General features: G+C 66.0%; 16 protein-coding genes. 5 read left to right on the top strand and 11 right to left on the bottom strand.

All coding sequences use genetic code 11. The annotated features are described in order from the left end of the window. The first annotated feature begins 24 nt into the window (after positions 1–24). A complete protein-coding gene (locus K32_RS12680) occupies positions 25–693 on the top strand; it encodes a metalloregulator ArsR/SmtB family transcription factor (RefSeq protein WP_201399888.1) in 669 nt (222 codons plus the stop codon). 117 nt (positions 694–810) lie between these two features. Here K32_RS12680 and K32_RS12685 read toward each other — a convergent pair whose 3' ends face one another. The 4 genes from K32_RS12685 to K32_RS12700 are packed head-to-tail and all read right to left on the bottom strand — an operon-like array spanning position 811 to position 5,748. Continuing rightward, positions 811–1,773 (bottom strand): substrate-binding domain-containing protein, encoded by a 963-nt coding sequence (locus tag K32_RS12685; RefSeq protein WP_201399889.1) that lies wholly within the window; start codon positions 1,771–1,773, stop codon positions 811–813. A gap of 50 nt (positions 1,774–1,823) precedes the next feature. Then, on the bottom strand, positions 1,824–2,783 hold the full coding sequence (locus K32_RS12690; protein WP_201399890.1) for an ABC transporter permease: 960 nt from the start codon (positions 2,781–2,783) through the stop codon (positions 1,824–1,826). Beyond that, on the bottom strand, positions 2,780–4,309 hold the full coding sequence (locus K32_RS12695) for a sugar ABC transporter ATP-binding protein (protein ID WP_201399891.1): 1,530 nt from the start codon (positions 4,307–4,309) through the stop codon (positions 2,780–2,782). Before K32_RS12695 ends, K32_RS12690 begins: the two co-directional genes overlap by 4 nt. Before the next feature lie 2 nt (positions 4,310–4,311). Further along, entirely contained in the window at positions 4,312–5,748 is a 1,437-nt protein-coding gene (locus K32_RS12700) for an aldehyde dehydrogenase (RefSeq protein ID WP_201399892.1), read from the bottom strand. 130 nt (positions 5,749–5,878) lie between these two features. On the opposite strand from K32_RS12700, the gene K32_RS12705 reads away from it, so the two are divergent. Beyond that, positions 5,879–6,649, top strand: coding sequence for an IclR family transcriptional regulator (locus K32_RS12705; protein ID WP_201399893.1), 771 nt, complete (start codon positions 5,879–5,881; stop codon positions 6,647–6,649). A gap of 116 nt (positions 6,650–6,765) precedes the next feature. Further along, a complete protein-coding gene (locus K32_RS12710; RefSeq protein ID WP_201399894.1) occupies positions 6,766–7,350 on the top strand; it encodes a DUF1349 domain-containing protein in 585 nt (194 codons plus the stop codon). A gap of 12 nt (positions 7,351–7,362) precedes the next feature. Here K32_RS12710 and K32_RS12715 read toward each other — a convergent pair whose 3' ends face one another. Then, complete coding sequence (locus K32_RS12715) at positions 7,363–8,259, bottom strand: LysR family transcriptional regulator (protein ID WP_201399895.1); 897 nt, start codon at positions 8,257–8,259, stop codon at positions 7,363–7,365. Between the two features lie 114 nt (positions 8,260–8,373). Between K32_RS12715 and K32_RS12720 the strand changes: the two genes are divergently transcribed. Together K32_RS12720 and K32_RS12725 are read left to right on the top strand one after the other, a co-directional pair. Then, positions 8,374–9,108 carry an SDR family oxidoreductase gene (locus K32_RS12720; protein ID WP_201399896.1) on the top strand — a complete coding sequence of 245 codons (735 nt, stop codon included), beginning with the start codon at positions 8,374–8,376 and terminating at the stop codon, positions 9,106–9,108. A 39-nt stretch (positions 9,109–9,147) separates the two neighbouring features. After that, complete coding sequence (locus K32_RS12725) at positions 9,148–10,047, top strand: SDR family oxidoreductase (protein ID WP_201399897.1); 900 nt, start codon at positions 9,148–9,150, stop codon at positions 10,045–10,047. 53 nt (positions 10,048–10,100) lie between these two features. Here the strand turns inward: K32_RS12725 and K32_RS12730 are convergent, their stop codons facing one another. The 6 genes from K32_RS12730 to K32_RS12755 form a co-directional block, all read right to left on the bottom strand. Continuing rightward, entirely contained in the window at positions 10,101–10,973 is an 873-nt protein-coding gene (locus K32_RS12730; RefSeq protein WP_201399898.1) for a sugar phosphate isomerase/epimerase, read from the bottom strand. Positions 10,974–11,049: 76 nt separating this feature from the next. Continuing rightward, positions 11,050–12,087, bottom strand: a complete 1,038-nt coding sequence (locus K32_RS12735) for a zinc-binding dehydrogenase (RefSeq protein WP_244669481.1) — start codon at positions 12,085–12,087, stop codon at positions 11,050–11,052. A gap of 34 nt (positions 12,088–12,121) precedes the next feature. Continuing rightward, positions 12,122–12,973: a carbohydrate ABC transporter permease gene (locus K32_RS12740; protein WP_201399899.1), complete on the bottom strand. Its 852-nt coding sequence runs from the start codon at positions 12,971–12,973 to the stop codon at positions 12,122–12,124. A 1-nt stretch (position 12,974) separates the two neighbouring features. Beyond that, positions 12,975–13,877, bottom strand: coding sequence for a carbohydrate ABC transporter permease (locus K32_RS12745; RefSeq protein WP_201399900.1), 903 nt, complete (start codon positions 13,875–13,877; stop codon positions 12,975–12,977). A 160-nt stretch (positions 13,878–14,037) separates the two neighbouring features. Then, a complete protein-coding gene (locus tag K32_RS12750; RefSeq protein ID WP_201399901.1) occupies positions 14,038–15,372 on the bottom strand; it encodes an extracellular solute-binding protein in 1,335 nt (444 codons plus the stop codon). Positions 15,373–15,756: 384 nt separating this feature from the next. Beyond that, the gene (locus K32_RS12755) at positions 15,757–16,785 is read right to left on the bottom strand and encodes a substrate-binding domain-containing protein (RefSeq protein ID WP_201399902.1); all 1,029 of its coding nucleotides are present in this window, start codon (positions 16,783–16,785) and stop codon (positions 15,757–15,759) included. Positions 16,786–16,964: the final 179 nt, after the last annotated feature.

The raw sequence follows: 16,964 nt of genomic DNA on the forward strand, positions 1-16,964 counted from the left end.
CTTTGAATATAGGTTGCGCGGAATATGTCAACGCCTGGCTTGGATAATGCGGACGCGCAGGGAAAGACGGGATCGGACCGCCTGCTCTTCCTGCTGAAGACGCGCGGCCAGCAGACGGCCGCCGATCTCGGACAGGCGCTCGGCACCACCGGCGAGAACGCCCGGCAGCAGCTGACCCGGCTCGCGGCGGAGGGGCTGGTCGAGAGCGAAACCGTGGCGCGCGGTGTCGGCCGCCCCTCGCAGCTCTGGCGCCTCACCGCGCGCGGCAATGCCCGCTTTCCCGATACCCATGCCGAGCTGACCGTCAGCCTCCTGCGCAACGTCCGCGCGCTCCTCGGCGACGAGGCGCTCGACCGGGTGATCGGCGCGCGCGAGGACGAGATGCGCGCCTCCTATCGCCAGGCGCTGAAGGGAACGAAGGGGACGGAGGCCCGCCTCGCCTCGCTCGCCGCCATCCGCAGCCGCGAGGGCTACATGGCGGAGCATCGCACGTCCGACGACGGCGACGGCTGGCTGTTCATCGAGAACCACTGCCCGATCTGCGCCGCCGCGACGGCCTGCCAGGGCTTCTGCCGGTCCGAGCTGGCGATCTTCCGCGAGATGCTGGGGCCAGATTGCTCGGTCGAGCGGACGGAGCACATCGTCTACGGCGCGCGCCGCTGCGCCTACCGCATCCGCCCGGAAGAGGGCTGAGCCCGGCTCGGGCCGCTCGCCCGGAATCAAGACGACGCCACAAGGGTGTCGCAAGAGAGCACTCTGAGAGCCGATGAAGAGATCGGGCGGCGCGAGGCCGCCCGATCCGTTTCTCACTTAGAACGTGCTGCCTTCGCGGATGAACTTGATGGCATTGTCCTTGGTGATGATCGGCGACGGCAGCGCCGTATCCTTCGGCGCCTGGGCGCCGGCCAGGATCGCCATCAGGCGGTTGAAGCCGGCGCGGCCGATCTGGTCGGCGCTGTTGAGGCCGGTGGCGCCGAAGTTGGAGCCCTCGCGGGCGATCTCGACCAGCGCGCCCGCCTCGCCGTCGACGGCGGCGATGAAGATGTCGCCGCTGCGGCCGGCGTCATGGATCGCCTTCTGGGCGCCGAGGCACATCGAGTCGTTCTCGCAGAAGACGGCGTTGATGTCCTTCTCCTTCGCCAGCATGTTCTCCATCTGGCTGAAGCCGCCATCGGCGCTCCAACCGCCCCAGCCCGGCGAGACGACCGCCGTGACGTTGGCCTCCTTCAGCTTGGCAGTGACGCCGTCGCTCCGGTCGGAGCCGATCGTATTGTCGGCGGGACCGCCGCGGATGATCACGACCTTGCCCTGGCCGTTGAGCCGCTTGACGATGTAGTCGCCGATGCCCTCGCCGATGGCGCGGTTATCGGGGCCGACCCAGCTCGTATAGTCGCCGCCCTTAAGCCGGCGATCGACCATGACGACGGGAACGCCGGCCTGCTCGATCGCCTCGAGCGCCGCCGGCGCCGCCTCGATGAAGGCGCCGGAGACGATCAGGCCCTTGACGCCCTGGTTCAGGAGATCCTCGACGTCGGCGGTCAGCTTGGCGACGTCGCCATCGGCGTCCGTCGACAGGATCTTGACGTTGCCATAGGGCTTCGCCTCGTCCTTCACGGCGGCGTCCATGCCGACGAAATAGGCGCAGCAGAGCGACAGGTTGACGACGCCGATCTTGATCTCGTCCTTGGACTGGGCCTGCGCGGCCCCGGTCCAGAGCGCGGCGGTGGTCAGCACGGCGATGCCAAGCGTTCCCAGCTTCTTCTTGATGGTCATGGATATTCCTCCCCTTCATTGTGCCGCCTGCGGGCGGCTTCCTGGAACGATCAGGCCGGCTTCCTGCGGGCGAGAACCGCCACGAGGATGATCAGCCCCTTCAGCAACTGCTGGTAGTAGGAGTCGACGTTGAACAGGTTGAGCACGTTGTCGACCATGGCGAGCGCGAGCACACCGCCAAGCACGCCGACCACCGTGCCGCCGCCACCGCCGAGCAGGCCGCCGCCGATGACGACGGCTGCGATGGCATCGAGCTCGTAGCCGACGCCGACGCTCGGCTGGGCGATGCCGAGACGGCTCGCCAGCAGCACGCCGGCGATAGCCGCGAGCAGGCCGCAGATGCCATAGGCAAGAATGAGGTGCTTGCGGACGTTGACGCCGGCGAGGCGAACGGCCTCCTTGTTGACGCCGAGCGCATAGGCGGCGCGGCCGGAAACCGTATGGTCGGTGTAGAACCAGACGATCGGCACGGCGATGGCGAACAGGATGAAATTGACGGGCACCGGGCCGATGAAGGCGCCGCCGAGCAGCGCGCGGAACAGCTCGTCGGCCGGATAGCGCGGCGTGTCGGCATAGACATAGAGAAGCCCGCGAAGGCTTCCCATCATCGCCAGCGTGACGATGAAGGGCTGCAGGTTGAAGCGGCCGATCAGCCAGCCGTTGACCACGCCGACCAGCGCGCCCATCGAAAGCGCCACGGCGATCGCGGCGGTGAAGTGCATCTGCCCCTGCAGGCCGGTCGCGAGCAGGCCGGCGAAGGCAAGGACGGAGCCGACGGAAAGGTCGATGCCGCCCGTCCGGATCACCAGCAGCATGCCGAGGCTCAGGAAGCCGTTGGTGACGATCTGGCGCGAGATGTTGACGATGTTGCGCTGGGTCAGGAACGCATCCGACGTCAGCGACGCGAACACCACCAGCGCCAGGATCGCCACGGTGAAGATCAGATTGGCGCGGTTGACGTGCCGCAAGAGACTCTTGCGCGGCACTCGGGTGGACAGGGCTTCGGTCAACGTCGACGCTCCGGATTATGCGATTGTTGGGTAAGGCCGGCGGCATGGATGAACAGCGTGTCCATGCTGAACTGCTCGCGCTCGAGCTCGGCGACGATGCGACCGTCGCGCATCACGACGAGCCGGTCGGACAGCCCGAGAACTTCCGGCATTTCAGAAGAGATAAGGAGCACGGCGGCGCCTTCCGCCGCGAGGTCGGCGATCATCTGGTAGATCTCGACCTTGGTGGCGACGTCGACGCCACGCGTCGGCTCGTCGAAGATGAAGAGCTTGACGTTCTCGACCAGCAGCCATTTCGCCAGCACGACCTTCTGCTGGTTGCCGCCGGAAAGCTGGCGCACCGGCCGCGCCGTGCCAGCGGGTCGGATCGAGAGCTCGCGCACCTTGGCGTCGACCAGCTTTTGCCGTTCGGCCCCGTCGATGACGCCGTAGCGCGACGTCCGGCCGAAACTGGCAAGGCCCGCATTGTCGAGCACGCTGGCATCGAGGGCGAGGCCGTCGCCCTTGCGGTCCTCGGTGATCATGGCGATCCCCTGCCGCACCGCGTCGCCCGGCGTCGCGATATCGCCGGAGGCGCCGGCAAGGCGGATCGAGCCGGTATCGGCCGGATGCGCACCGAAAATCGCCTTGGCGACCTCGGTGCGGCCGCTACCGACCAGGCCGAACATGCCGAGGATCTCGCCGCCATGCACCTTCAGGTCGATATCGGCGAACACCCCTGCCCGCCCGAGCCGCTCGACCTCCAGCACGATGTTGCCGGAAGCAGGACCGACCGGCCGCTTCGGGAAGATGTCCCCGAGCGAGCGCCCGACCATCGCCTCGATCAGGCGATCCTGGTCGAAATCATCGATCGAGCCGGAAAGCACGCTGGCGCCGTCCTTGAGCACGACGACGGCGTCGGCGATCTCGAAGATCTCCTCCAGCCGGTGCGAGATGTAGAGAACCGTGGTTCCCGCCTCCGCCAGCTTGCGGATCTTGGCGAAGAGCAGGTCCGTCTCCAGCGCCGAGAGGACGGCGGTGGGTTCGTCGAGGATCAGGATCCGCGGCGCCGACACCAGCGCCTTGGCGATCTCGACGATCTGCTGCTGCGCGACGCTCAGCTCCGACACCAACCATTCCGGATCGATCTCGGGGAAGCCGAGATCGGTCAGGACGATGCGCGCCAGACGATGCGCCTCGTTCCAGTCGACCACGAAGGACAGGCGCCGCGCCGGCATCCGGCCCATCAGCATGTTTTCCGCGACGCTCAGATGCGGCAGCAGGCTGAGCTCCTGGTAGACCGTGCAGATGCCGAGCGCCATGGCGTCAGCCGGCGAGTGAATGCGGACAGGCGCGCCGTCGAGCAGGATGTCGCCGCTATCCGGCACGACGGCGCCGGAGAGGACTTTCATCAGCGTGGACTTGCCGGCGCCGTTCTCGCCGCAGAGCGCCAGAACCTGGCCGCCGTCGATCGCAAAGGAGATGTCCCGGATGGCGGGATTGCTGTCATAGCTCTTGGCGATCTGACGTACCGCGAGATGAGGCATGATCAGGTTCCAAACACGTCGGCCAGGAGCAGCGTCTTTTCCTTGCTCATGTGCAGCAGCGTCTCGTGAATGCCCTCGCGGCCGTTGCCGCTCGCCTTGTTGCCGCCGAACGGCAGGTTCTCGACGCGGATGGCCGTGGTGTGGTTGACGACGACCGTGCCGACATCGAGCACCTCATAGGCGCGCATGACGCGGCGCAGATCGCCGGTGAAAAGCGCCGCCTGCAGGCCGAACGAGCTGTCATTGGCGAGATCAAGCGCCTCCTCGAAATTGTCGAACGGGATCAGCGGCAGCACCGGGCCGAATGTTTCGTCGTCGAAGGCAGGCGTTCCCGGCACCACGCCGGTCAGGATGGTCGGGGCGTAGAAATTGCCGTCGCGGGTGCCGCCGGTCACGATGGTGGCGCCATCGGCGACGGCCTGGCGCACCTGCGCCTCGACCCGCTCGGCCGCCCGCGTGTTGATCAGCGGTCCGACATTCGTGGAGGGATCCAGGGGATCGCCGACCTTCAGATTGCGCGTCCGCTCCGTCAGGGCCTCGAGCAGCCGGTCGAAAACCGGACGCTGCACCAGCACGCGCTTCACCGCGCAGCAGATTTGGCCGTTGCCGCTGGTGAAGCGGCCGGCGACCAGCGCATCCGCCACCTGATCGATATCCGCATCCTCGCAGACGATCGTCGCGTCGTTGCCGCCGAGTTCGAGATGCACCTTCTTGAGCGTCGCCGCCGCGACTTCGAGAATGCGCCGGCCGGCGGCCGTGCTGCCGGTCATGGCGATCATGTCGACGCCCTCGGCGCGCACCAGCGCCTCGCCGGTCTCGCGGCCGCCGGTCAGGACCTGATGCGCGGCGCGCGGCAGGCCGGCCTCCTCGAGATAACGGCTGACCTCGAGCACGGCGAGCGGGCAATCCTCCGGCGTCTTGGTGATGACCGCGTTGCCGGCGGCGAGGCCGCCCGCGACCTTGTGACTCCAGAGCTCGACCGGATAGTTGAAGGGAACGATGGCCGCGACAACGCCGAGCGGCCGGCGCATGGTGATGGCGAGCGACGCCTCGAGGCCCGGAACGGAATCGAGCGGAACGCTCTTGCCGAACAGGCGCTTCGCCTCCTCCGCATAGCCGCGGAAGATCCGTGCCGCCGCGCCGACTTCGCTGGTCGTCTCGGCCAGCCGCTTGCCGTTCTCCTGACAGAGCAGGCGCCCGAGCTCGGCCTGGTTCGCCTCGATGCGACGGGCAACGGCTTCGAGAATTTCATAGCGACGATAGGCCGGCAGTTCGGCCATGCGCTGCTTGCCGGATTGAGCGGCCGCGACGGCACGTCGGACATCGTCGGCGCCGGCGCGCGGCACGCGGGCGATCTCCGCGTTGGTCGCCGGATTCAGCACGGGATCGAGGGCCTGATCCCCCGCCGCCGTCCAGCCGCCATCAATCAGCATTTGCATTTCGGACCCTCCCCGACCTCAACGTGAATCAACCTATTTCAATTATCGTACTGCATCAACGAGAATTGGACTTGAGGTCAATAAATAAATTGAATATACGAATATTGAACAGAACTGGGGATCCCCTACCTTGCGCGAAGTCGACTCGAATGTGAGCAGCACCGCCCTGAAGGCGTTGTCGGTGCTGGAGTTTCTGGGCGAACAGCAGCGGTCGGTTTCCGTGCAGGACGTGGCCGCCGGCCTCGGCTCCGATCGCACCACCGCGTACCGGATGCTGGCGACGCTGGTGCAGTCCGGCTATGTCGTGCGCGACGAGAGCGCGAAGCTCTACCGGCTCAGCCTCAAGGTGCTGTCGCTCGCGCGCCATCTGGTCAGCGACGACGAACGCTCGATCCAGATCGTCCGCAGCCTGCGACGGATCTCGGAAGAGACCGGCGAGACCGTGCATTATTCGGCGCTCGACCAGGATTGCGCGGTGCTGGTGTTCCGCTCCAAGGGCGTGCAGCGCGTCAGCGTCGACTTCCAGATCGGCGATCGCTCGCCCCTCACCAGCACCTCGATCGGCAAGGTCCTGCTCGCCTATGAGGACCCTCGCTTCGTCGATACCATTCTCGCCCGCGGCCTGCCCAAGCTCGCCCCGAAGACGATCACCGATCCCGAGCAGTTCCGCCGCGAGCTCTCGCTCGTGCGCGCGCAGGGCTATGCCTATGACGATCTGGAATTCGCGGCCGACATGCGCTGTCTCGCCGTTCCGGTCTTCGAGAAGGGCGGCCGCGTGCCCGGCGGCATCGCCATCTCCGGCCCCAGCAGCCGCTTCAGCCTCGAAAAGCTCGACGAGTTGCGCACCGTCGCGGCGCGCGAGGCGATCGACCTCTCGCGAAACCTCGGCGGCTTCGTCTGAGCGACGACGGGTGACAGGACGCTCTGGCGGGCCCCGCAGATTGCCAACATCCCTCGTGCAGCCGGTAGACTGGGGCGCCTGATTCCAGGGCACCGGTGCAGAGGGAAGAGAAACGCATGACGTCCGGCACGTATAGCGAGGCGGAATGGCTGAACGAGCCGCCGGAATGGTCGATCGACGGCAACGTTCTCAACGTGACTACCGGTCGCGACACCGATTTCTGGCAGTCGACCTTCTACGGCTTTCGCCGCGATGACGGGCATTTCCTGCATCGGCCGGCCGAGGGCGACCTGACGGCGCAGGTCGTCTTCGAGGGTCGGTACGAGACGCTCTACGACCAGGCGGGGCTGATGCTGCGGATCGACGCGCGGAACTGGATCAAGCTCGGCATCGAACACTCCGACGGCGTCACCAATTTCAGCCTCGTCTGCACGCGGGACGGCCTGTCGGACTGGTCGGTGGCGGCCCAGCCGCTGCTCACCGGGCCGCAATCGGTCCGCCTTACCCGCGTCGGCGGCGCGGTGATCGCGCACTATCGCAATGCCGCGGGCGCGTGGCAGCTGCTGCGGCTCTGTCCGTTTCCGGAATCCGCCGGCGCGCGGATCGGGCCGATGGCCTGCTCGCCGCAGCGCGAGGGATTTCAGGTCCGCTTCACCGATTTCCGGATCGATCCGCCCATCGCCAGTCCGCTGCACGGCTGATCCGGCGGAAACTCAGGTGCCGGCGGCCGCGAAGATCTGCCCGACCCAATCGATGAACACGCGAACGCGCGGCGAGAGCTGGCGGCTGCGCGGATAGAGGACGGAGACGGGCGTGCTCGCCGGCGGATAGTCCTGCAATATTTCGACGAGTTCGCCGGTTTCCAGCGCATATTCCGCGTGATAGCGGGGAATCTGGATCAGCCCCAGCCCGAGCTTGGCGGCGGAAAAGTAGCTCTCCGCCCCGTTGACCGAGACGGTCGCCGGCAAGGTGACAGCCCGCATGCCACCGTCGACGGCGAACTCCAGCGGCAGCAGGCCGCCGGTGGCGCTGGAGCGGAAGCCGACCATGCGGTGGCCCTCGGCGAGAGCGTCCGGATGCTCCGGCATGCCGTGCGCCGCGAGATAGGCGGGCGACGCCAGCGTCACCTCCTCCAGCATTGCGACGCGGCGAGCGATCATCTCGCTGTCCTGCAGCTTGCCGACGCGCAGCACGCAATCGATGCCCTCGCGGACGAGATCGACCAGCCGGTCGCCCTCGCTCATATAGACCTCGATGTCGGGATAGGTCGCGAGGAAGGCCGGCAGGTTGGGCAGCACGAAATGCCGGGCGAGCGTGCCATGCACGTCGACGCGCAGCAGTCCCTTCGGCTTGGCGCCGGCGAAGCCGCTCTCGGCGTCCTCGACATCGGCGAGGATCATCAGGCAGCGCTGATGATAGGCCTCGCCGTCCAGCGTCGGGCTGACATGCCGGGTCGTGCGTTGCAGCAGGCGCACGCCGAGCCGCGCCTCGAGCTGCTTGACCGCATCGGTGACGGTCGAGCGCGGCAATCCCGTATCCTCGGCGGCGAGCGTGAAGCTGCGTCGCTCCACGACGCGCGCGAAAACCCGCATGGCATCCAGCGTATCCATTTGTTCGCTATCCCCGGATAGTGATGCCGATTATTGGCCGATTATTCGCCCGGTGAACAGGCCTAAATCCTCCTCATCGAAATGCGCCAAGTGCGCTCGCCAAGGAGAGACAGAATGACCACCAACAAGATCGCCATCGTCACCGGCGCATCCCGCGGCATTGGCGCGGCGATCGCCGAGCGCCTCGGCAAGGACGGCTTCACCGTCGTCGTCAACTATGCCGGCAACGCGGCCGCCGCCGAAGAGGTCGTCCGCAAGATCGAGCAGGCCGGTGGCAAGGCCGTCACCGCGCAGGCCGACGTCAGCGATGCCGCCGCCGTGCGCCGCATGTTCGATTCCGCCGAAGCCGCTTACGGCGGCATCGACGTGCTGGTGAACAATGCCGGCATCATGATGCTGGCGCCGCTCGCCAGCGCCGACGACGACAATTTCGACCGCCAGATCAACGTCAATCTCAAGGGCACCTTCAACACGCTGCGCGAGGCGGCGAAGCGGCTGCGCCAGGGCGGCCGGGTGATCAACTTCTCGACCACCGTGGTCGGCCTGAAGCTGGAGACCTACGGCGTCTATGCCGCCACCAAGGCAGCCGTCGAAACGCTGACGGCGATCATGGCCAAGGAGATGCGCGGCCGCGACATCACCGTCAACGCCGTGGCGCCCGGCCCGACCGGCACCGACCTCTTCCTCAACGGCAAAACGCCCGAGCTGGTCGAGCGCATGGCGAAGATGAACCCGCTGGAGCGTCTCGGCACGCCGGAGGATATCGCCGCCGTCGTCGCCTTCCTCGCCGGCCCGGACGGCGCCTGGATCAACGGCCAGACGCTGCGCGCCAATGGCGGCGTCGTCTGACGCCCGCTCCCCAAACAGGATCTCGAAGGCAATACGACCATGAACCAGCAAGTCATCGTCATCACCGGCGCATCGAGCGGCTTCGGCGCGCTCACCGCCCGCGCGCTCGCCAGGGCCGGGCACATCGTCTATGCCGGCATCCGCGACACGCAGACCCGCAACGCCAGGGCGGTGGCGGACGCCGTCGCCTTCGCCAGCGAGAACGGCGTCGATCTGCGCACCGTCGAACTCGACGTTGCAAACGATGCCTCGGTCGAGGCCGGCATCGCCAGCATCCTTGCCGAGGCCGGGCGACTCGACGTCGTCATCCACAATGCCGGCCACATGTCGTTCGGCCCGGCCGAGGCGTTCACGCCGGAGCAATTCGCCGCGCTCTACGACATCAACGTGCTGTCGACCCAGCGGGTCAATCGCGCCGCCCTGCCCGCGATGCGCAAGGCCGGCAAGGGCTTGGTCGTCTGGGTGTCATCGTCGAGCGCGCGCGGCGGCACGCCGCCCTTCCTCTCGCCCTACTTCGCCGCCAAGGCGGCGATGGACTCGCTCGCGGTTTCTTATGCTTCCGAGCTCGCCCGCTGGGGCATCGAGACGGCGATCGTCGTGCCCGGCGCCTTCACCAAGGGCACCAATCACTTCGCCCATTCCGGCTCGCCGGCCGACGCGGCCCGCGCCGCCGAATATACGGAAGGTCCCTACAAGGGCGTTTCGGAACAGGCGCTGCAGGGGCTTGCCTCGCTGGAGCCCGCCGATGCCGACGCCGGCGAGGTTGCCGTCGCGATCGTCGATATCGTCGGCATGCCCTTCGGCAAGCGGCCGTTCAGGGTCCATGTCGACCCGTCCGAAGACGGCGCGGAGATCGTCAACGGCGTCGCCGACCGCGTCCGCGCCGAGATGTTCCGGCGCATCGGTCTCGACGACCTCTTGAAGCCGGCGATCCGCTGAATTCGCGAGCCTGGCGGGGCGGCGGCAAGGCCGCCCCGCCGTCTCGACCGGGGCTAGAGGACGCCAGCCGCTCCGGCGATCTTCTTGATGTGCGCGAGGCCGCGGCGATAGCCGGGCACGTCGAAGTGCTCCAACATCAGGGGAACGTCGCGGCCGAGCTTGGCGATCTCGGTGACATAGGCGGTGTAGTCGAGATTGCCCTCGCCGGGCACCACTTCGTCGAGGTGGAACGAGATCGTCCCCGGGCCGCCCTTCATCACCAGATCCTTGGCGTGGCAGGAAACGATCCACGGCCCCAGAAGGGCGAAGGCATCGCGGATCATCTTGCCGGTGTTGAAGTAGAGCCGCGGCGTGATGATCATGTTGGCGGCGTCGATATGGGCGCCGAACTCAGGCCGGTCGATCGCCGTGAGCAGCTTCAGGTAGTTCTCCGGCGTATCCGTCACCAGCCACGGCACCATCTCCAGCGAGAACTTGGCGCGCTTGGGCTTCACCGTGTCGATGACGTAGCGCGCGGTATCGACGGCGCGCTGGAAGCCGGCCTCGCTCTGGTTGTCCGGATGCGGACCGTAATCATAGTTGTCGCTGAGCTGCCAGGGGTCGCCGGCATGGCCGACGGTGCCGTGATAGGCGACGATCGCGCCGGCGCCGAGCTCGTCCGCCAGCGCCAGCTGGTGCACGGCATATTCGAGATTGGCCTTCCGCGTCGCCTCGTCGTGGGCGATGAGGTTCTTCCAGGCGCCGCCCTCGGCGATGACCAGATCGGCCGCGGCCATCGCCTTCACGATCGCGGCGATCTCCTCGCGGTTCTCGATCCGGATGTTGGGCATGTAGGCGGCGTTGTAGCCGAATTCCGTATGCGCGCGCGCATAGGCCTCGGGGTCGCCCTTGTACTCGATCCCATAGCCACCGAGCCTGAAGGTCATGGATAGTCTCCCAGATTGATCCTTAAGCGGGAAGCCGCCGCGTCGCGCGGCGGCTTCATGTGTCGTGCAGGTGCCGTCAGGACGGCTCGCCCTCGCCCGGATAGAGCAGCACCTTGCCGCAATTGCCGGTTTCCTGCAGGGCGAAGGCGGCCGCGACCTCCGACATCGGGAAGCGATGCGTGGTCAGCTTGTCGAGCAGCGGACGGGCGTCGCGCACGCGCTGCAGCACCTCCTCGCTGAACACGTCGTGGTTCCAGTGCCAGCTTCCGAAGATGTCGATGCCCTTGCCGGTGATGCGGTTGACCGGCAGCGATCCGCTCCAGGTCACGAAGGAAAGTCGGCCGCGCGCCCGCACCAGCTCCAGCACGACCGGCGGCGCCGCCTCGTTGTTGCTGGTATCGAGCGCCGCGTCGACGCCGTAACCGCCGGTGGCGGCGCGCACCTGCTCGAGCAGGTCCGGCGCGCGCGGATCGATCACCAGCTCCGCGCCGAGCGCGCGGGCGAGCTCGGCGCGGTACGGGTGCAGTTCCAGCGCGATGACGCGGGCGCCGATGGTGCGCGCATTGATGATGGCGCCGAGTCCGACCGCGCCGCAGCCCGAAATCAGGACGGTATCCTTCGCCGTCACCTGCATGCGCGTCATCGCCGTGAAGCTCGGCCCGAGCGCGCAGATCGCCATTGCGGCATAATCCGTCTCGATGTCGTCCGGCACCGGCTGCAGCAGGTAGTCGGGCTTGAGCAGATATTCGGCATAGCAGCCGATACCGCTCGAAGAACCCGTCTCGGCCTTGAGGTCGCGCTGCTCGGTGCAGTGGATGTGCTCGCCGGAACGGCAGGCCGGGCAGACGCCGCAGCCGGCATGCGGCATGACGATGACGCGATCGCCGACCTTCAGCCGCTTCGACTGCGCGGCGTCGCAGACGACGCCGACCGCCTCGTGGCCGAGCTCGCACGAGCACTTGCCCGAACGCCAGGACTGCCACTCCGTGCACATCGGCGCGACGAGCACCTTGACCTTGACGATATCGCCGGACGCCTGGGGATCTGGCCGCTCCGAGACCTGCGCCTGGCGCGGCCCGAGGATTTCAACGCTAAGAATTTTCGCTACTCCCACTTGGAAAAAACGATCCGTGACGACGCGAGGGAACTCAGCCCTTGACCGCGCCCATCGAGAAACCGGCCTGAAGGTGCTTTCTGAACAGGACGTAGAGGACCAGCAGCGGCAGGCTGGAGATCACGACTGCGGCGAACAGAAAGCCGAAATTGAAGGAAAGCTGCCCCTTGAGGAGGCTCAGCCCCACCTGCACGGTGCGGATCGTCGCGTCCGAGGACATCATGTAGACCAGCACATATTCCACCCAGCAGGCGTGGAACGTGAAAATGGCGATCGTCGTGATGATCGGGCGCGCCATCGGCAGCACGATCAGCCCGTAGATCCGCAGATAGCCCGCGCCATCGATCTTGGCGGCCTCGATCACCTCGTTCGGGATCGAGCGGACGAAGGCCGCGGCGAGATAGACGGCAAAGGAGATGTTGAACGCCACATAGGGGATGATGATCCCGAGATGGGTGTTGGTGAGCCCGAGGAAGTTCCCGGCGATGAACAGCGGCACGATCGAGGACGAGATTGTGACCAGCAGCCCCATGATGATCAGCGAAAACAAGATCGGGGTCATCCGCGACGGGATCTTGGTAAAGGCGAACGCCGCCGAGATCGAGAACAGCACCACGATGATGGTGGTCGTCACGCAGAAGATCAGGCTGTTGACGAACAGGTGCGAGAACTCGCCGAGTTCCCAGGCCTGGATATAGTTGTTCAGCGTCCAGTTGACCGGAAACGCCACCATGTTGGAGACGATCTCGGTCTCCGGCTTGAACGAGGTGTAGGTGAGCCAGATCAGCGGGAACAGTGTGAACACGGTGAAGAAGGCGAGCACGGCATAGGCCGCCACCCTGAACAGAACCGGAACCTGGGCCTGGCCGGCTTTCCACGTCGCCATGTCAGTGCGCTCCCTGCTCGTAGCGGCGCGTGAAGCGCGCGGCGATCGCCGACAGGATCAGGATCAGGAAGACGCTGAGCAGGATCAGGACCACGGAAATGGCGCTGCCGAAGCCGTATTTGTAGAAGGAGAAGGTGTTCTGGATCATGTATAGGCCGAGAACGTTGCTGTAATAGCTCGGACCACCATTCGTCATGATCCAGAGTATCTCGAAGCTCTTGAGGCTGCCCGCCACCGCATAGATCGCCGAGGTCAGGAATACCGGGATCTGCTGCGGCAATATGAGGGACTTCAGGATGTTCCACTCGTTGGCGCCGTCGAGCACCGCGGCTTCCAGCATCTCCGGGCTCGTCTTCTGCAGATTGGCGAGGAAGATGATGAAATAGATGCCCGTGTACATCCAAACCAGCACGATCAAATAAGGCAGGATCGCGGTGTTCTTGGAGTTGAAGACGGTGAGCGAGAACATCGGATCGCCGATGGCGCGGCCGATGATCTGCGAGACGAGGCCGGTCGGCGCGAAGACCACGCCGAACAGCAGCGCCACCACGACCGGGCTGAGCAGCGCCGGAAAGAAGATCACCGCCTCGAAGAAGCCCGAGTGGCGCACCAGCCGCCGATGAATGACATAGGCAAGGAAGAAACCGAGCGGGATCTGGCCGATCAGCGAGACCAGCACCACCAGGCCGTTGTTGCGCAGGCCCCACCAGAAGATGGGATCCGAGAACATCACGACGTAGTTGGTGAAGCCGATGAAGTTGGGAATGCCCACGCCGGCCCAGTCGGTGAAGCTCAGCACGAGGCTGTAGACAACCGGAACCACGATCACGAGCCCATAGATCAGAAGGGCCGGTGTGGTTAGCAGCGCGTAGCTGAAGCGGTCGGATCTCGTTTCGGAACCCACGTGCGTCTCTCTCTTGCCGACTCTCTTGGCGACCCGCTTGCCGGCGCTTTCCCGGCGAAGTCGTTCTGTTCTGGGGGGTGCCGCCGCCGCTCACGAGGCGGCGGCGGCACGCTGGCGCGGCTGCTTGGGAGGCACGCGCTTCTGCCAGGGGACTGCTTGGCTACTTGGCCTTGCGGTTGCTGTCGTTGGCGGCGACCCAAGCCTCGTACTTGGCGGCCAGATCTTCCGGCGTCACCGAGCCGAGCACGAGCTCCTGCAGTCCGGCGTTGACGACCTGCATCACGCCCTCGGCGTCGAGACGATCATCGAGGACCGGCAGCACATGCGCGATCGACGACGAGAAGGCGTAGCTCTTCTTCGCCAGCGGATCGGTGAGCATGTCGGCGATGCCGACGTCCTCGGTGTAGATCGGCAGCAGGCCGTACTTGACCGCGATGTCCTTGTTGGACGGATCGAGGTTGAACTTGATCCACTTCCAGGCCGCCTCGGTCTTCTCGTCGTCGAGCTTGGACGACATGCCGAAGCCAGTCGCCGGCTGGCCCGAGGAGGAGTCGGATCCGGCGAGCGCCGCGCCCTCTATGGCGGGAAGCGAACGGATCTCGACGAAGTCCTTCATTTCGGCCGGCAGGGCGGAAGTGAGGTTCACGACTTCCCAGATGCCGCCGATGAAGTAGACGCTGCGGCCGCTGACGAAGGCGGAGAGCGCCTGCTCGCGCGTCGTCGACGGCTCGCTCGGATCGATCAGGCCGGCGTCAACCATCTGCTTGATCTTCTGCAGCGCGCCGACGAAGGGCTCATCCTTGAAGCCGGCGCCCTCGGCGCCCGTGAGCGCATTGGCGAACCATTCCGGCGTGCCGAGACGGCCGACCATCACCGACAGCAGGCAGGACTGCAGCACCCAGCTCGACTGGTCGCCGAAGACGGCGGGACGATAGCCGGCGGCGCGGATGGTCTTGGCCTGCCCCATGAACCCGTCGAGCGTCTTCGGATACTGAAGACCGATCTGGTCGAGCAGCTTGCGGTTCACATAGACGACGTTGGTGAAGTTCACATAGGGAACGCCGATCTCGTAGACCTCGCCGGTCGCCGCCTGCGCTTGGGTGAACACCGGGCGCAGCATCTTGTCGACACCGTCGCGCTGGATCAGCTCGCGCAGATCCTTGGCATAGCCGCGACCGGTCAGGTAGCCGGTGCGCTTGCCGGGCCAGAGCGTGAGGATGTCGGGCAGGTTGCCCGAGATCGCCAGCGCCTGCATCTTGTTGTGATAGGCGTCGTGGTCGAGATAGTCGAACTTGATCGTGATGTCGGGATTGGCGGCGTGGAACCGCTCATAGGTTTCCTGAAGGCGCGCGTAGTCCGGATCCACCTTGGTGTAGGGGAAGATCGCCGTCAGGGTGACATCGGCGCGAGCCAGCGCCGTCGCGCCGAGGCTGATGGCCGTCGCGAACAGCAGCGACGACGCCTTGCGAGCCAATTGGCTCAATGCGTAGTTCATGGGCTTCTCCTCTCAAGCCGACGGGTTACCCCGCGCTACGGCCGAATTTTCTCGTTCCCGAAACAGGCCGGCCAGCCTGTCGCGGGGTCGCAGTCAGATGGATTGGATATCGGCTGGTCCGTGATCTCGCCGGCGACGGCCCAGCTTGCCGCCAGACCGGAACACCGGCCGCCGGTGCGCCCGGTCCTCCTCAAGACCATCCTCCGCACCCGGCCCAAAGCCGCTCCCTACGGCTCGCGTTGGACCTCCGTCCGCCGCAATCCGTAACGTTACGAATAAGACTTCTGGAACCGTTGTCAATCGCAAAAAGGAGACAAACGGCCGCCTTCCCTCGCGGCGCCGCCGAAGCAATTCTAAACGTTACGGAAAAATCTCAGACGCGAGTCAGGGCGTGAGAATGTGGCTGCCGTGATCGACGAATTCGGCCGGCACCACCCGGCACAACTCCGCATAGTCCTCGCCGTCGATGGCCCGCGCCAGCATTTCGGAGAGCAGGTTGGCGATCCCGGCATGCGGGTAGTAGAACGCGCTCGTCGGCGGGTTCAGGAAGTCGTGCAGCCTGGCGCCGCCATAGGTGATGACGCCGAAATCCTTGCCGATGCGCCGTCCCGCCTGGTGCATCGCGGTGATGAAGCCGAGCCCCGCCTCGTCCGAGGCGACGAAGGCTCCCGTCGCCTCCGGATGCCGGAGCAGCACCTCGCGCGCCATGTCGACGCCACTCTGCGGCGTCGTGGCGGAGAAGTGGATCAGTTCGTCCGGCACGGTAAGGTTGCGAGCATTGAACGTCTTGGTCCAGCCCTTCACGAATTGCAGGCTGTAGCTGAACTGGCTCGACGGCGCGAACAGCAGCGGCGCCGGATGCCCGTTGTCGAGCAGCAGCCGCGCCGCGTCGGCGCCGATCTGCTCATGGTCGAGGTCGACATGCGGATGGGCGCTCAGAAGCTCCGTGCGCCCGAAGGTCACGAACGGCATCCCGACCTCGAGCAGGTATTTCACCCGCTCGTCCTGCGGCCGCGTGTGGGTGATGATGATGCCGTCGACTGAGCCCTCGCGGACGAGGTTGCGCACGATCTCGAGCGGATCGTCATGCTGCAGATGGGGCACGATGCCCGTGCGATAGCCGCGCGCCTTCATCGCCGTGGAGACGCCGACGAGCAGCGACGCCGTCACGATGTTGAGCTGGTCCTGCCGCTCGAAGGAGAGCACCATCGCGATCGACTGCGAGCGCCCGGTGCGGAGGTTCACACCGCCGGTATTGGGCCTGTAGCCGAGCTTGTCGGCCGCGCGCTTGACGCGGTCGATCGTCTCGGCGTTCACCTCCGGCCCGTCCTTGAGGGCGCGGCTGACGGTGGTGACGGAGATGCCGAGATGCTCCGCGACCGTGCGCAGCGTCGCCCTGGGCCGCTGGCTCATCGGGATGCTCCGCCGAGGGCCAGCCGAACGGTGCCGAGAGGGTCCAACAATTCGATATGCATCCCGCTTCCCACAAACGCGCCCGGACTGACTCGCCGTTTTGCCCGCTATACTAAGCTATTGTTCCGCCAGCCGTTCAAGCCGCGATTTCGGGCCCTGCCCCGCCGCAAGTCCAAGGA

It is taken from the genome of Kaistia sp. 32K (genome assembly GCF_016629525.1).
In the GTDB taxonomy this organism is placed as follows: Bacteria; Pseudomonadota; Alphaproteobacteria; order Rhizobiales; family Kaistiaceae; genus Kaistia.

What these genes read in the sequence shown, in the direction of transcription:
- K32_RS12755 (WP_201399902.1), bottom strand. Translation starts at nt 16,785, where the DNA reads ATGAGCCAGCGGCCCAGGGCGACGCTGCGCACGGTCGCGGAGCATCTC.
- K32_RS12730 (WP_201399898.1), bottom strand. Translation starts at nt 10,973, where the DNA reads ATGACCTTCAGGCTCGGTGGCTATGGGATCGAGTACAAGGGCGACCCC.
- K32_RS12695 (WP_201399891.1), bottom strand. Translation starts at nt 4,309, where the DNA reads ATGCCTCATCTCGCGGTACGTCAGATCGCCAAGAGCTATGACAGCAAT.
- K32_RS12680 (WP_201399888.1), top strand. Translation starts at nt 25, where the DNA reads ATGTCAACGCCTGGCTTGGATAATGCGGACGCGCAGGGAAAGACGGGA.
- K32_RS12750 (WP_201399901.1), bottom strand. Translation starts at nt 15,372, where the DNA reads ATGAACTACGCATTGAGCCAATTGGCTCGCAAGGCGTCGTCGCTGCTG.
- K32_RS12710 (WP_201399894.1), top strand. Translation starts at nt 6,766, where the DNA reads ATGACGTCCGGCACGTATAGCGAGGCGGAATGGCTGAACGAGCCGCCG.
- K32_RS12685 (WP_201399889.1), bottom strand. Translation starts at nt 1,773, where the DNA reads ATGACCATCAAGAAGAAGCTGGGAACGCTTGGCATCGCCGTGCTGACC.
- K32_RS12700 (WP_201399892.1), bottom strand. Translation starts at nt 5,748, where the DNA reads ATGCAAATGCTGATTGATGGCGGCTGGACGGCGGCGGGGGATCAGGCC.
- K32_RS12720 (WP_201399896.1), top strand. Translation starts at nt 8,374, where the DNA reads ATGACCACCAACAAGATCGCCATCGTCACCGGCGCATCCCGCGGCATT.
- K32_RS12740 (WP_201399899.1), bottom strand. Translation starts at nt 12,973, where the DNA reads ATGGCGACGTGGAAAGCCGGCCAGGCCCAGGTTCCGGTTCTGTTCAGG.
- K32_RS12715 (WP_201399895.1), bottom strand. Translation starts at nt 8,259, where the DNA reads ATGGATACGCTGGATGCCATGCGGGTTTTCGCGCGCGTCGTGGAGCGA.
- K32_RS12725 (WP_201399897.1), top strand. Translation starts at nt 9,148, where the DNA reads ATGAACCAGCAAGTCATCGTCATCACCGGCGCATCGAGCGGCTTCGGC.